Genomic DNA, 14,101 nt, shown 5'->3' with positions numbered 1-14,101 from the left:
TTGCACCACCGGCGCGTTTGGCGAGAGCGCCAACCACACGCTCCGTCATCCCGGGGCTTGACCCGGCTTGACCCTGGGATCGACAACCAAGCACTCGGCTTCGATAATTTCCCTGCAGTTGGATGCATCCCTGTTCCCGCAGCGCCGGCCCGATGGATCCCAGGGTCAAGCCCTGGGATGACGGAGGAGAGGTGATGCCGGGACAAGTCGGCTCTGCAGGCGCGATGGAAAGGTGGTGCCGAGACGCATAAGCCTCGCCGGCGCAATGACGCTGGCGAAGAAGCGGCTGCGATCGACGACGGCAAGGGGGGCCTCACAAGCCGTACTGCCGTGCGTTTGGCGGGAACGCCCATCTCACACACTCCCTCAGCCTCAGGCTTCCATAGAATAGCCGGCGCCGCGGACGGTGCGGATGACGTCCTGCATGTTGGAGAAGTTCAGCGCCTTGCGCAGGCGTCCGACATGGACGTCGACGGTTCGTTCGTCGACATAGATGTCGTGACCCCAGACGCCGTCGAGCAGCTGCGAGCGGGAAAAGACCCGGCCCGGCGACGACATCAGGAATTCCAGCAGGCGAAATTCGGTCGGGCCGAGGCGGACTTCGCGGCTCTTGCGGTGGACGCGATGGGTTTCGCGGTCGAGCTCGATATCGCCGCATTTCAGCACCGAGGACAGCACCTCGGGGCGGGCACGGCGCAGCATCGCCTTGACGCGGGCGACGAGTTCGGGGGTCGAGAAGGGCTTGACGACATAATCGTCGGCGCCGGTGGACAGTCCGCGCACACGCTCGCTCTCCTCGCCGCGCGCCGTCAGCATGATGATCGGCAGTCGCTCGGTTTCCGGCCGCATGCGCAGGCGCCGGCAGAGTTCGATGCCGGAGACGCCGGGCAGCATCCAGTCGAGGATGAGCAGGTCGGGCGTGCGCTCCTGAAGCCTGATTTCGGCCTCGTCGCCGCGCAGGATGGTATCGACCTCGAAGCCTTCGGCTTCGAGATTATAGCGAAGGAGCACGCTGAGCGCTTCCTCGTCTTCAACAACTGCGACTCTCGGGATCATGCGTGTCCGTCTCCTCGCGCACAAGCCTTAAACTCGGGGTCTAAGCAGGCGTCCTGCGCAAATTCAGAAATTGGCTGCGACCTCTTTGCGCGCCCCGAACGGGCGCGCACGCAATCTTGGAAGGATTATTCCGTCGCGGCGCCGACGGTGTTGGCGCTGTCATCCTTCGGGCGATCACCTTCCGGCTGGGCGCCTGTTGCCATGTAGTAGATCGTCTCGGCGATGTTGGTGGCATGGTCGCCGATGCGTTCGATGTTCTTGGCGCAGAAGAGCAGATGCGTGCAGCTCGTGATGTTGCGCGGATCTTCCATCATGTAGGTCAAGAGCTCGCGGAACAGCGAGGTGTACATGGCGTCGATCTCGTTGTCGCGTTCGCGGATGGCGGTCGCCTTGTCGGCAGCGCGTGTCGTATAGACGTCGAGCACTTCCTTGAGCTGGACAAGCGCCAGCTCGGAGAGATGCTCGAGACCGCGGGCGAGCTTGCGGGGCACGCCGGTGCTCTGCACGGCGATGACGCGCTTGGCGGTGTTCTTGCCGAGGTCGCCGACGCGTTCGAGATCGGCGGCGATGCGGATCGAACCCATGATTTCGCGCAGGTCCGCCGCCATCGGCTGACGGCGGGCGATGGTGACGATCGCCTTGTCGCCGATTTCGCGCTCGGTATGATCGAGGATCACGTCGTCGGAGATGACCTTCTGCGCCAGCGCGGTATCGCCGTTGACCAGCGCCCGGACCGATTCGGCGACCATCTGTTCGGCCAGGCCGCCCATTTCGGAAATCCGCCTGGAAAGGAACTTCAGATCATCATCATAGGCAGAATAAATATGTGTCGATGCCATGGGGCTTTGTCCTCGAATAAGGGGAAGGCTTCGGATGGCCGTGATCAGCCGAAGCGACCCATGATGTAGTCCTGGGTACGGGGATCGTCCGGATTGGTGAACATCTTGTCGGTGTCGTTCTCCTCGACAAGATTGCCGAGGTGGAACATGGCGGTGCGCTGCGAGACGCGCGCGGCCTGCTGCATGGAGTGGGTGACGATGACGATCGTATAGTTTTCGCGGAGCTCGTGGATCAGCTCCTCGACCTTGGCGGTGGCGATCGGGTCAAGGGCCGAGCAGGGCTCGTCCATCAGGATGACTTCCGGGCTGACGGCAACGGCGCGGGCAATGCACAGGCGCTGCTGCTGACCGCCGGAGAGGCCCGTGCCGGATTCGTGCACGCGGTCCTTGACCTCGTTCCAGAGGCCGGCGCGCTGCAGGCTGCTCTCGACGATCTGGTCGAGATCGGCCTTCGACTTGGCGAGACCGTGGATGCGGGGGCCGTAGGAGACGTTTTCATAGATCGACTTGGGGAATGGGTTCGGCTTCTGGAAAACCATGCCGACGCGGGCGCGAAGTTCGACGACGTCGATATCCGGATCATAGATATCGTCGCTGTCGAGCGTGATCTTGCCGGTAACGCGGCACCCCTCGATCGTGTCGTTCATGCGGTTCAGGCTTCGCAGGAAGGTCGACTTGCCGCAGCCCGAGGGGCCGATCAGGGCGGTTACGGTGTTTTCGCGGATGTTCAGGTTCACGTCGAAAAGCGCGCGCTTCTCGCCGTAGTATACGGAGACATCCTGTCCGATCATTTTATACGGGACGTTGCTCATCTTCTGATCCAGCGCCTTTTCAACTGCAGCTTCCGTCAGCATGTTCATGATGTTTAACTCCGTTTACCAGCGGCGCTCGAAGCGACGACGCAAGAGGATGGCGCCCATGTTCATGACGACCAGGAACAGGAGCAGGACGATGATGGCACCCGAAGTACGCTCCACGAAGGCACGTTCGGCCTCGTTCGCCCACATATAGACCTGCACGGGCAAGGCCGTCGAGGGCTCGAGCGGTGTCGCGGGCGCATTGGCGACGAAGGCGACCATGCCGATCAAGAGCAGCGGCGCGGTTTCGCCGAGCGCGTGCGCCAGGCCGATGATCGTGCCGGTGAGGATGCCGGGCATGGCAAGCGGCAGGACGTGGTGGAACACCATCTGCATCTTCGAGGCGCCGAGGCCGAGAGCTGCGGCGCGGATCGAAGGCGGCACGGCGCGCAGGGCCGCGCGGGTGGCGATGATGATCGTCGGCAGGGTCATCAGCGTCAGCACCAGGCCGCCTACCAGAGAAGCCGAGCGCGGCAGGCCGATGAAGTTGATGAAGACGGAAAGGCCGAGCAGACCGTAGACGATCGACGGGACGGCTGCGAGGTTGTTGATGTTGACCTCGATCAGGTCCGTCAGCCTGTTCTTCGGCGCAAACTCCTCGAGATAGATCGAAGCGGCGACGCCGATCGGCAGCGACAGAACCAGCACGATCAGCATCAGGTAGAGCGAGCCGATGAGGGCGACGCCGAGACCGGCGGCCTCCGGACGGCTGGAATTGCCGTTGACGAAGAGGCCGGTGTTGAACTGCTTCTGAAGAGCGCCGCTCGCCTTCAGCTGGTTCATCCAGTTGACCTGCTTGTCGTTGACCTTGCGGTTCTTCTCATCGACGGAAAGATCGATCTGGCCCTTGTTGGCGCTATCGATATTGGCATCGGCGAGCAGGGTGACGTTGACGGTCTTGCCGATGATCGAGGGATCGGCGACGACCAGATCGCGCAGCTGGATCGGCGCGCTCTTGGAGAGCATGGCGGTTGCATCGCGCACATCCGGACGGCTCGATGCATTGATGTTCAGCTGCTTGACGATCGCGTCGCGCAGCAGAACCGGATAGTTGGCGGCAATCAGCACCGAAGGATCGGTCGCCCGCTTGCTGTTCGGATCGATCGTCTTTTCGGCGAATTCGACCGGCAGGGTGATCGTCGTCTGTTGGAAGGCGGTGTAGCCTTTGCCGATCACCGTCCACAGCAGGACGAAGAGGAAGATAAGGCCGAAGGCGATGGCGGCGATACCGTAGGCCTGGAACCGGCGCTCGGCGGCATAGCGGCGCTTGATGCCGATATCACGGCGGGCCGGCACTTTGGAAACGGTGGCACCGATGGCGGGAGAAACAATATTCGTCATTCGTACTGCTCCCGGTATTTGCGCACGATGTAGAGCGCATAGATGTTGAGGCAAAGCGTGATGCAGAACAGCGTGATGCCAAGCGCGAAGGCAACCAGCGTCTGCGGCGAGGTGAACTCAAGGTCGCCCGTCAGCTGGTTGACGATCTTGACGGTCACCGTGGTCATCGGCTCGAAAGGGTTGATCTGAATGCGGGCGGCGACACCCGCGGCCAACACGACGATCATGGTCTCGCCGATGGCGCGCGAGGCGGTCATCAGCAGCGCGCCGACGATGCCGGGAAGCGCGGCCGGCAGGACCACCTTCTTGATGGTTTCGGAGCGTGTGGCGCCGAGACCGAGCGAACCATCACGCAGTGCCCGCGGCACGGCGGTGATGATGTCGTCCGACAGCGAGGAGACGTAGGGGATCAACATGATGCCCATGACGATACCAGCCGTCAGAACGCTCTGCGCCTGGATGAAATTGGTGTAGCTGCCGGAGAGCAGGCCACTGATCTGGGCGGAGAAATCGCGCAGGAACGGACCGACGGTGACGAGCGCGAAGAAGCCGTAGACGATCGTCGGGATGCCGGCCAGCACTTCGAGAAGAGGCTTGGAGACGGAACGCAGCTTCGGCGAGGCGTATTCGGCCATATAGATGGCGGCGAAGAGGCCGACCGGAACGGCGACGAGCATGGCGACGAGGCCGATATATAGCGTGCCGAGCAGGAGCGGGATCAGGCCGAACTGGCCGAAGGAGGAGCTGCCGGCGCCGGCAAAGCGCGGATCCCAGACGGTGCCGAAGAAGAATTCGCCGGCGGGAACGACGGCAAAGAAGCGGGCGGCTTCCGACAGCATGGACAACACGATGCCGACCGTCGTCAGGATGGCGATCGAGGAGGCGAGCAGCAGGCCCCAGAGCATGACGCGCTCGACGCGGTTGCGGGCGCGGAAGCGCGGCGCGATGGCGCGCAGCGCATAAAGGGCGCCGGCAACGGCCAGAATGAAGACGATCGCCGTCATGGCGAGGCGGCTCGTCATGCTCATGGAATTCAGCGTCTTGGCGGCCGCGACCATGTAAGGCTGCGGCTGGCCGGCGAGCGGCACGCCCTTTTCGCTGAGCTTGGCCTGCAGGGCGGCCGGATCGTTTGCCACCGCGGCGGCTTCGTCCGATGTCAGCATCGTCAACCCGCGCGCGACCGTCGCCACCATCGAATAGCTCAGATCCTGTTCGACTGCGGCCTGAGCCTTGACGTCAGCAGGGAAAGCTCCCCGAACCGAGGACTGGATGATGCCGGGGCTGACGGAGAGCCAGACGCAGAGGACGATGAGGGCGGGAAGAACCGTCCAGATCGCGGCATAGGCGCCGTAATAGGCCGGCCGGGAATGCAGTGCGGAGGACCTGCCTCCGGCAAGGGCCGTGGCACGGCTGCGCGCGACCAGATAGGCGGCGGCACCGATCACCACAAGGCACAGAAGTATGACGGATGTGCTCATTCGTTACGTCCCCAGGCCCCGTGGCCCCCAAAAAAGCGCGGCGGCTTCATCAGCCTGCCTTCGGCTTCCAATCATGGAGAAGGAATTCAACCCTGCAGCGGAAAGACCGCCACGCAGGGACATTAACGATGCCGGCGCGGGCTTTGAAGCACCGCGCCGGCAAAGTCATTTACATGGACTTACCGGCTTCGACGTCTTTGCGGATCGCATCACGCTCGGCATCCGGAGCGGCAACGAGGCCGTATTCAGCCAGCGGGCCGTCGGGGCCGATCATCTGGTCGGATACGAAGAAGTTGACATATTCCTTCAGGCCCGGAACGGCGCCGAGATGTGCCTTCTTGACATAGAAGAACAGCGGGCGGGAAACCGGATAGGTGCCGTTGGCGATCGTTTCGGTGGACGGAACGATACCGTTCACGCTGGCGACCTTGAGCTTGTCGGCGTTGTTTTCATAGAAGGAAAGGCCAAATACGCCGACGCCGGTCTTGTTGGCGGCGATGCGTGCGAGGGTTTCCGGATAGTCGCCGTCGATGTCGACTGCAGCGCCGTCCTTGCGGACTGCGACGCAGGCCTTGGTCTGAGCAGCCTTGTCGGAGATTTCCTTGGCGATAACGTCGAGAGCGCCCGAAGCCTTGCAGCCGGCGGCAAGAACGTTCTGTTCGAAGACTTCGCGCGTGCCGTGCTTTTCGCCCGGGATATAGGCGGCGATATCAACGGCAGGGAGCTTCGGGTTGACTTCCGACCACTTCTTGTAGGGGTTGGCGACGAGCTTGCCGTCGACGACGACCTGGGCAGCGAGGGCCTTGTAGATGTCGGCCGGAACGTAAGCGACATCCGGGTTGGACGAGTCGGTTGCGAAGACGATCCCGTCATAACCGATCTTGACTTCCTGGATGTCGGTTACGCCGGCGGCCTTGCAAGCTTCGGCTTCATTCTTGTTGATCGGACGCGAAGCGTTGGCGATGTCGATGGTGTCTTCACCAACGCCCTTGCAGAATTCCTTCAAACCAGCGCCCGTGCCGCCGGATTCGACGACCGGCGTCTTGAAGTTGGTGAAGGTCTCGCCGAAGGACTCGGCAACGATCTTGGCGTAAGGCAGGACGGTGGACGAACCAGCGATCTGGATCTGGTCGCGAGCGACGGCTGCGCCAGCGAAAGCGGCAGTTGCAGCGAGCGCGGCAACGGTGAGCTTGAAGGTGTTCATTAGAAATCTCCCGCATTGGGCTTGTGTGAGTGCGGCCTATAGAGAGGCCCTCGCATGCCTTTTTTCATCGGCGGGACTCTCTTAACGCTGTAAGCACCGTCCTTTTATGTCAAATCCGTGAAACATTTGTGACAGGTTAAGCGTCTGTTTTATGACAACAAATTTTATGGATGCCGCCCGAAAGTGTCGACTGTCGGGAAAATTTGGATCGGCGCTCTACCTTGCATTGCAAGTTTATCACACGTGTCCGGTGGTTGTGGAAAGGCACCCTGGCCCTTCCCGCCTGCATTCTTTCATTCAGGTCCGCCCGTGGGATCTGCCCCTCATCCGCCTGCCGGCACCTTCTCCCCGTTTTGACGGGGAGAAGGGGATATGCCGCGACCTGTCCGTCCCACCCAAAAACTCTCGACAGGGCACGTCCCCTCTCCCCGTCAGTACGGGGAGAGGGTTAGGGTGAGGGGCAATCGCACGGCACGCCATCGTTATTCACGCATGGCTGGAAAGAACCGCAAATCCATTGCCTCGACGCGTTCGACCAGCAGCCCGTCGCAGATCGCAACGATCGTCTCCAGCACGGATGGCAGCGCGCTCAGCACATCTACATTCCAAAAACGAACCACCGACCAGCCATTGTTGGTCATGAAGGAATCCCGGATTCCATCCCGTCGGTTGTCCGCATGCTGGCTCCCGTCGATCTCGACGACAAGCCGCAATTCACGACAGGCGAAGTCTGCAAAATAACGACCGATCGGCAATTGCCGGACGAACTTGTGTCCGTTGAAGCGCCGGTCGCGCAACTCCTGCCACAATTTACCTTCTGCGTCGTTATCCGACTGGCGCAGGGAACGTGCTCGGGCGATGGTTTTGGGTTTGGAACCTCTCATTGACGTTTTTCCTTGTGACTTGCCCCTCATCCGGCTGCCGCCACCTTCTCCCCGTAAACGGGGCGAAGGGGATATGCCGCAACCTCTCGGCTCCCCGCGAGCCTCTCGCATGGCACGTCCCCTCGCCCCCGTTTACGGGGAGAGGGTTAGGGTGAGGGGCAGCGTCCGGGTACAGCCCGGGCTGATACCTGACAGAATGAACCGGGTTGATGGTCGACAAGTCATAGTGTGTCGGAGGGAGGGCTTCCGATGCCATTTGTGGAGACTTGTCGCATGGAAGAACGTGTTCGGATGCTGTCGGACTATGCTTTGGGGCACTGGAGTGTGAGAGATCTTTGCCGACGCTACGGTGTGAGCCGGGATACATTTTACGCCTGGCGCAAACGGCAGATGAGCGGAGCGCCGGATTGGTTTGTCGATCGGTCGCATGGCACGGTTTCGTGCCCGCATCGCACGCCGTCAGCCCTTGCCGATGAGGTGATTGCGCTACGCCGGCGGTTTCCGCATATGGGGCCGCGCAAGCTGCTGGCGCTGTTGCAGCGCCAGTCTGCGCAGACCGCTTGGCCGGCGGCCTCGACGATCGGCGACATCCTCAAACGGGCAGGCCTTGTGGACACTGCCAAGCGGCGACGCAGGGCACTGGACCAAAGCCGGCCGTTCACCGAGGCAACAAAAGCCAATGACGAATGGAGCGTGGACTTTAAGGGCTGGTTCCGCACCCGCGACCAACAACGCATCGATCCACTGACGATCAGCGACAGCTATAGCCGTTTTCTGATCGATGTCCAAATTGCTCCACAGACCATCGACGGCGTGCGGCCTGTCTTCGAACGAGCCTTTCGCACCCATGGGCTACCGTTTGCGATCCGCTGCGACAATGGTTCGCCTTTCGGCAGCCATGGGGCCGGCGGCCTGACCCGATTATCGACTTGGTGGATCAAGCTCGGCATCGAGGCGCACTTCATCTCGCCGGCATCGCCCCAGGAGAACGGCAGGCACGAGCGCATGCATCGTACTCTCAAGGCCCAGACATCCAAGCCACCGGCCGATAATGCCGGCCAACAGCAGGCCCGTTTCGATGCCTTTCGCCGGCACTACAATGAGGAGCGCCCGCATGAAGCGCTGGGTCAACGACCACCGGCCGATCTCTATCGACCCTGCCAGCCGCGTGTGATGCCCGAGCGTCTCGACGATCCCTGGTATGATGCCGATCATCAAGTGCGTCGCGTGCGAGACAACGGTGAGATCAAATGGAAGGGAGGCCGACTCTTTGTCAGCGAAGCCCTTGCCGGCGAACTCGTCGGCCTGAGCGAGCTCGAAAACGGTGACCACGTCGTGCGCTTCTGCAACCGCGACATAGGCCTCATCGGCCCGGACGGACGCTTTCGTCGCTTCGCTCCGCCGCGACCGCCCGGGCCGATGAGGCCTAAAGCAGCACATACGACAGAATGAAAACTGTCAGGTATCATCCCGGTCCAAAATGTCGATCATCAACCCGGTCGTTCATCCGTGGTACGCATCGCTTATCGCTCGCGTCGCGTACCACGCTAGAACCGCACCGTAAAATCGGTGCCCTTGCCTACCTCGGACTTGACGATCAGCCGGGCGCGGTGGCGGGTGAGGATATGTTTGACGATGGCAAGGCCGAGGCCGGTGCCTTTCTTCGAGCGGCTGTCCTCGATGCTGACGCGGTAGAAGCGCTCCGTCAGACGCGGCACGTGCTCGGCCGGAATGCCCGGACCCTTGTCGATGATGCTGACCTCCACCGGGGCGCCGGCGCCGTTCTTCAGCCAGACGTCGACGATCTTGCCTTCATGGCCATATTTGCAGGCATTCTCGATCAGGTTCTCGAAGACCTGGACAAGCTCGTCGCGATCCCCCAGCACCTCTACCTTGCCATCGGGCAGATGCAGGTTGATTTCGACGCCGACATCCCTGGCGAGCGGCACCAGCGAGTCGCGGACATGGCCGAGCAGCGGCACCAGATCGACCTTCTCGTCCGGCGCAATGTGCGATTTCAACTCCAGGCGGGAGAGCGACAACAGATCATCGACCAGCCTGCTCATGCGCGTCGCTTGATCGAGCATGATGCCCAGAAACTGTGCCTGCGCCTTCTGATCGTTCTTCGCCGGCCCCTGGATGGTTTCGATGAAGCCGCGCAATGAAGCAAGCGGCGTGCGCAGCTCATGGCTGGCATTGGCGACGAAATCCGACCGCATGCGGTCGATGCGGCGGACCTCCGATATATCGCGGAAGGACAGGATGAAAAACCGCTCCCGCTGGCCCTCGGCCTGGAATTCGACAGGCGCGCTGCGGACGATATAGACGCGCTCGGACGGCAGCCGCTCGGCATGCTCGATCTGGTTCGGCGCGTTGGTGGCGATGGTTTCGCGCACCATGTCGAGCACGCCGGGCGAGCGCAGCCGGGCCGATATATGGGCGCCGAGCGCCACCTCACCGAAGGCCTTTTCGGCGGCAGGGTTCTGGAACAGCACCGAGGCGTCGTCCGACAGCACCATGGCGGGAATATCGAGCCCGGCAAGCGTGGCAGAAACGTCAGGCAGGCGGCTTGGCGGTGCTTGCGGCTCCGCTGCCGCCGGCTCGACGGGTTGCGCCTCGACGACAGGCGCCTCCTTGAACAGCGCGGTCAAGATCATGACGAGCAGGAGAACGAGCACCACCCACTTGTTCATCCCGGCGGCAAGGGCGGCAAGCGCGCTGAGGATGGCCGCAAGCAGCACCGGACGTTCGCGCCGGATGCGCGCCAGCAGGCTTTTTCTCCAGGGGGTTTCGTCTTGCAAGTGGGCCTCGAGGCGTCGATTCGTTTTCTCTATATTGAACTCTGCCTGATAGCGGCAATTCATGACAGAAGTTTTCGGCTGGCGCCGGTCAAGCGAAAGACTTCAGCGCACGCTCGGGAAAAATCACCGGCCAAAAGCGAAAGATTTGATTTTCAACGTCAAATATGTTCGCCTACGGCAAGAGGACCACCAGCGCAGGAGGAGCATATGGGCGAGACTGTCGAAAGCAGGGCGGTGGAGCTCGACATCCGCGGCAAGAAACGCATCTTCGACGTCGATGATCCGGTCCTGCCGGACTGGGTGGAGGAAAACGCCCTCGAGTCCGGCGGGTTTCCCTACAAGAAGAAACTCAACGAGGAGGACTATCTGGAGCAGCTGGAAAAACTGCAGGTGGAACTCGTCAAGGTGCAGTTCTGGCTTCAGGCGACCGGCAAGCGGGTGATGGCGCTGTTCGAGGGGCGGGACGCGGCCGGCAAGGGCGGCGCCATTTCGGCCTCGTCGGCGCATATGAACCCGCGCCTTGCGCGCGTCGTCGCGCTCGCCAAGCCGACCGAGCGCGAGCAGGGGCAATGGTATTTCCAGCGTTATGTCGCGCAATTCCCGACCGCGGGCGAATTCGTGCTGTTCGACCGCTCCTGGTACAACCGCGCCGGCGTCGAACCGGTCATGGGTTTCTGCACGCCGCAGCAATATGAAGGCTTCCTCAAGCAGGCGCCGCAGCTCGAAAAGATCATTGCCCATGAGGGTATCTTCTTCTTCAAGTTCTATCTCGATATCGGCCGCGAGATGCAGCTCAAGCGTTTTCACGACCGCAGGCACGATCCGCTGAAAGTCTGGAAGCTGTCATCGATGGATGTCGCGGCGCTGACGAAGTGGGGCGATTACAGCGAAAAGCGCGATCGCATGCTCAAGGAAACCCATAGCGATTTCGCGCCATGGACCGTCATCCGCGCCAATGATAAGCGGCGTGCGCGTCTGCAGCTCATCCGTCACATGCTCGACAGGATCGACTATGACGGCAAGGACAAAGCGGCACTCGGCGAGATCGACGAGGAGATCATCGGCTCCGGTCCCGGATTCCTGAAATAGGTCACCGGCCGCTGGAAAAGAGGCGTCACCGCCCCGGCAGGATGCGGATCGCGAAAAGGTTGATGCCACGCGCCTTGCCATCGAGATCGCTGTTGACGACAAGCGTGCCGGGCGAATTCGGGGCGAGGGAGCGGTCGAAGCTCACTTGCAGCAGCGCATCCGACTTTTCGCGGGTGACGCTGAAGCGATGGCGGGCGCAATTGCCGAGTGATTGAAAATTGCATTCGACCGTCACCTGGGTCGGCTCGTCGGTGGTCGATTGCAGCGTCAGCGCGATGGTTGAGGATTTGCCGGCGAGCTGCTGCAGTACAGAGGCGGGAACACTGACCGAAATATTGCCGTCAGCCGCACCGCTTTCGGAAATCAGGCGCACGGCCGGCCCGTCATTCTCAGTGATCTTTTCGGTGCGCGCCCGCGGGCCGCTTTTGATCTTGTCGGCCTCGTCCGGCTTGAACACCGGGATCCAATCGGCCGAAAAACTATTCTGCGGATCGATGGTCACCGGCTGATCGGTGTGGGCGGCCGCATTATCGTCGCTGTCGTCATTGCCGGTGAAATCCTCCGGCTGGGTGCTGGCCGGCGGATTGGCGACGCTGGTGTCGCGCTCGGCCGCCGTCAAGAGCAGGCCCGACGTATAGGCCCACCAGGCGCCGATGCCGATGAAGGCGAGCAGGACGCACCAGACGAGAAGCCTCGAGAAGAACTTGCGCGGCTTGCGGCGGCCGGCCGCCCGCTCCGGACGGAAATCCATGTTGGCGGCGCGCTGACCGCGCGCGAGCCGCTCGTCGCCGACCGGGGCGGCTGCGAGATGATCGGCATTGCTCGCATGCACGTCGTCGAGGCGCGACTCGTCGCTGCTGCGGTGCATCATGACTTCGGGCGCGCGGGTCTCGCCTGCCGCCACCGGGCTGTCGATCAGGCTGTCGATATCGGCCACATCGCCACGGCGAGCCGGCGGCATTTCGACGACGGGCGGCACCGGCACTTCAGGCGGTCTCTGGCGCGGGTGAAGCCGGTCGCGCTCCTCGCTTTCGATGGCGTGGATGGTGGTTTCCAGGCGATGGCGGTGATGGGCGACGGCATCGGCATCGGTGATATCCTGCTTGCGCAGGCCGGCTTCCAGCGCCTGGCGGGCCGATTGGTAGATCCTCGCTCGAACCTCCGGATTGTCGCGATCGGCATTTTCGAGCGCTGTTCTGATGGCCGTTTCTAATCCGCTCACGTCAAGTCCTTCACTTCGAACCCGGCATCGGACTGTCGTCCCCGCCGTTCTCCATCAAAATTCGGTAGCGGCAAGCGCGGCAAACCGCAAGCCTTGCAGCCCGCCCGCCGCTGATCGGCGGCGATAATCGCCAGCTTTCGCGGCTCGCGGGGCTTACCTTGCCCGCCATCTCCGCCTGATATATCGGCGTGAAATCGACGAAGACGTGGCGGCCGCTCTTTTATCGGCATTTCTTCTCTGTTATCAGTTTGACGTTTTCGTAAACGTCAATGCGAGCGGTAAACCATGGCCCTGCCCCCGATCCTCAAGGATAAACTCAGATTGCCGGTGATCGGCTCGCCCCTCTTCATCATCTCGCATCCGGCACTGACCCTGGCGCAATGCAAGGCGGGCGTCGTCGGCGCCTTTCCGGCACTGAACGCCCGGCCGGAAAGCCAGCTCGACGAATGGCTGGCCGAGATCACCGAGGAGCTCGCCCGCCACGATGCCGCCCATCCGCAACGGCCGGCCGCACCCTTTGCCGTCAACCAGATCGTCCACATGTCGAACAAGCGGCTGGAGCACGACCTCTCGCTCTGCGTCAAATACAAGGTGCCGATCGTCATCTCCTCGCTCGGCGCCGTGCCCGAGGTCAACGCCGCCGTGCATTCCTATGGCGGCATCGTGCTGCACGACATTATCAACAACCGCCACGCCCATTCGGCGATCCGCAAGGGCGCGGACGGGCTGATCGCGGTGGCTTCAGGCGCCGGCGGCCATGCCGGCACGCTGTCGCCCTTCGCGCTCGTCCAGGAAATCCGCGAATGGTTCGACGGGCCACTGCTGCTTGCCGGCGCAATCGCGACCGGCGGCGCCATTCTGGCCGCAGAAGCGATGGGGGCCGACATGGCCTATATCGGCTCGCCCTTCATCGCAACGCAAGAGGCACGCGCCGAGCCCGCCTACAAGCAGGCGATCGTCGACGGGGCAGCCGCCGACATCGTCTATTCCAACTATTTCACCGGCGTGCACGGCAACTATCTCAAACCCTCGATCATCGCCGCCGGCATGGACCCGGACAACCTGCCCCTCGCCGACCCCTCCAAGATGGATTTCGAGCAGGCGACCGGCGGCGCCAAGGCCTGGAAGGACATATGGGGCAGCGGCCAGGGCATCGGCGCGGTCAAGGCCGTGGAGCCGGTGGCCAAGCTCGTCGACCGGCTGGAGGCCGAATACAGGGCCGCCCGCGCCCGCCTCTCGCTCTGAGGGTCTTCCACACCCCGCCCTCTTTTTTGCCAAAGGCGTGACAGGGTGCTTGAAATTTTCAGACAATGCTTGTATCAGCGCCATG

At 62.3% G+C, this 14,101-nt stretch carries 12 protein-coding genes; 3 read left to right on the top strand and 9 right to left on the bottom strand.

The window, feature by feature from the left end:
• Nucleotides 1-372: 372 nt before the first annotated feature.
• The 7 genes from phoB to NXC14_RS02495 form a co-directional block, all read right to left on the bottom strand.
• A complete protein-coding gene (gene phoB / locus NXC14_RS02525) occupies nucleotides 373-1,056 on the bottom strand; it encodes a phosphate regulon transcriptional regulator PhoB (RefSeq protein ID WP_004672768.1) in 684 nt (227 codons plus the stop codon).
• Between the two features lie 125 nt (nucleotides 1,057-1,181).
• Complete coding sequence (gene phoU / locus NXC14_RS02520; protein ID WP_004672769.1) at nucleotides 1,182-1,895, bottom strand: phosphate signaling complex protein PhoU; 714 nt, start codon at nucleotides 1,893-1,895, stop codon at nucleotides 1,182-1,184.
• Nucleotides 1,896-1,939: 44 nt separating this feature from the next.
• Nucleotides 1,940-2,755 carry a phosphate ABC transporter ATP-binding protein PstB gene (gene pstB, locus NXC14_RS02515; RefSeq protein WP_085776826.1) on the bottom strand — a complete coding sequence of 272 codons (816 nt, stop codon included), beginning with the start codon at nucleotides 2,753-2,755 and terminating at the stop codon, nucleotides 1,940-1,942.
• Between the two features lie 15 nt (nucleotides 2,756-2,770).
• Nucleotides 2,771-4,093, bottom strand: a complete 1,323-nt coding sequence (gene pstA, locus NXC14_RS02510) for a phosphate ABC transporter permease PstA (RefSeq protein ID WP_085776825.1) — start codon at nucleotides 4,091-4,093, stop codon at nucleotides 2,771-2,773.
• Entirely contained in the window at nucleotides 4,090-5,571 is a 1,482-nt protein-coding gene (pstC, locus tag NXC14_RS02505; protein ID WP_085776824.1) for a phosphate ABC transporter permease subunit PstC, read from the bottom strand. Before pstC ends, pstA begins: the two co-directional genes overlap by 4 nt.
• A gap of 169 nt (nucleotides 5,572-5,740) precedes the next feature.
• Nucleotides 5,741-6,775: a substrate-binding domain-containing protein gene (locus NXC14_RS02500; protein WP_085776823.1), complete on the bottom strand. Its 1,035-nt coding sequence runs from the start codon at nucleotides 6,773-6,775 to the stop codon at nucleotides 5,741-5,743.
• Nucleotides 6,776-7,257: 482 nt separating this feature from the next.
• Entirely contained in the window at nucleotides 7,258-7,659 is a 402-nt protein-coding gene (locus NXC14_RS02495) for a DUF559 domain-containing protein (protein ID WP_085776822.1), read from the bottom strand.
• 273 nt (nucleotides 7,660-7,932) lie between these two features.
• Between NXC14_RS02495 and NXC14_RS02490 the strand changes: the two genes are divergently transcribed.
• The gene (locus NXC14_RS02490; protein WP_245362094.1) at nucleotides 7,933-9,111 is read left to right on the top strand and encodes an integrase core domain-containing protein; all 1,179 of its coding nucleotides are present in this window, start codon (nucleotides 7,933-7,935) and stop codon (nucleotides 9,109-9,111) included.
• A gap of 95 nt (nucleotides 9,112-9,206) precedes the next feature.
• On the opposite strand, the gene phoR is transcribed toward NXC14_RS02490, so the two are convergent.
• Complete coding sequence (phoR, locus tag NXC14_RS02485) at nucleotides 9,207-10,427, bottom strand: phosphate regulon sensor histidine kinase PhoR (protein ID WP_085779946.1); 1,221 nt, start codon at nucleotides 10,425-10,427, stop codon at nucleotides 9,207-9,209.
• Between the two features lie 240 nt (nucleotides 10,428-10,667).
• Between phoR and ppk2 the strand changes: the two genes are divergently transcribed.
• A complete protein-coding gene (gene ppk2, locus NXC14_RS02480) occupies nucleotides 10,668-11,549 on the top strand; it encodes a polyphosphate kinase 2 (protein WP_085776821.1) in 882 nt (293 codons plus the stop codon).
• Nucleotides 11,550-11,574: 25 nt separating this feature from the next.
• Here ppk2 and NXC14_RS02475 read toward each other — a convergent pair whose 3' ends face one another.
• The gene (locus NXC14_RS02475; protein ID WP_085776820.1) at nucleotides 11,575-12,771 is read right to left on the bottom strand and encodes a regulator; all 1,197 of its coding nucleotides are present in this window, start codon (nucleotides 12,769-12,771) and stop codon (nucleotides 11,575-11,577) included.
• A 285-nt stretch (nucleotides 12,772-13,056) separates the two neighbouring features.
• Here NXC14_RS02475 and NXC14_RS02470 point away from each other — a divergent pair, with 285 nt between their 5' ends.
• Entirely contained in the window at nucleotides 13,057-14,016 is a 960-nt protein-coding gene (locus NXC14_RS02470; RefSeq protein WP_085776819.1) for a nitronate monooxygenase family protein, read from the top strand.
• Nucleotides 14,017-14,101 lie beyond the last annotated feature (85 nt).

The organism is Rhizobium sp. NXC14 (assembly GCF_002117485.1).
Taxonomy (GTDB): Bacteria; Pseudomonadota; Alphaproteobacteria; order Rhizobiales; family Rhizobiaceae; genus Rhizobium.
The sequence above is the reverse complement of the archived record's forward strand: the minus strand, read 5'-3'. Positions and strand labels throughout refer to the sequence as shown.

What these genes read in the sequence shown, in the direction of transcription:
- phoB (WP_004672768.1), bottom strand. Translation starts at nt 1,056, where the DNA reads ATGATCCCGAGAGTCGCAGTTGTTGAAGACGAGGAAGCGCTCAGCGTG.
- phoU (WP_004672769.1), bottom strand. Translation starts at nt 1,895, where the DNA reads ATGGCATCGACACATATTTATTCTGCCTATGATGATGATCTGAAGTTC.
- pstB (WP_085776826.1), bottom strand. Translation starts at nt 2,755, where the DNA reads ATGAACATGCTGACGGAAGCTGCAGTTGAAAAGGCGCTGGATCAGAAG.
- pstA (WP_085776825.1), bottom strand. Translation starts at nt 4,093, where the DNA reads ATGACGAATATTGTTTCTCCCGCCATCGGTGCCACCGTTTCCAAAGTG.
- pstC (WP_085776824.1), bottom strand. Translation starts at nt 5,571, where the DNA reads ATGAGCACATCCGTCATACTTCTGTGCCTTGTGGTGATCGGTGCCGCC.
- NXC14_RS02500 (WP_085776823.1), bottom strand. Translation starts at nt 6,775, where the DNA reads ATGAACACCTTCAAGCTCACCGTTGCCGCGCTCGCTGCAACTGCCGCT.
- NXC14_RS02495 (WP_085776822.1), bottom strand. Translation starts at nt 7,659, where the DNA reads ATGAGAGGTTCCAAACCCAAAACCATCGCCCGAGCACGTTCCCTGCGC.
- NXC14_RS02490 (WP_245362094.1), top strand. Translation starts at nt 7,933, where the DNA reads ATGGAAGAACGTGTTCGGATGCTGTCGGACTATGCTTTGGGGCACTGG.
- ppk2 (WP_085776821.1), top strand. Translation starts at nt 10,668, where the DNA reads ATGGGCGAGACTGTCGAAAGCAGGGCGGTGGAGCTCGACATCCGCGGC.
- NXC14_RS02470 (WP_085776819.1), top strand. Translation starts at nt 13,057, where the DNA reads ATGGCCCTGCCCCCGATCCTCAAGGATAAACTCAGATTGCCGGTGATC.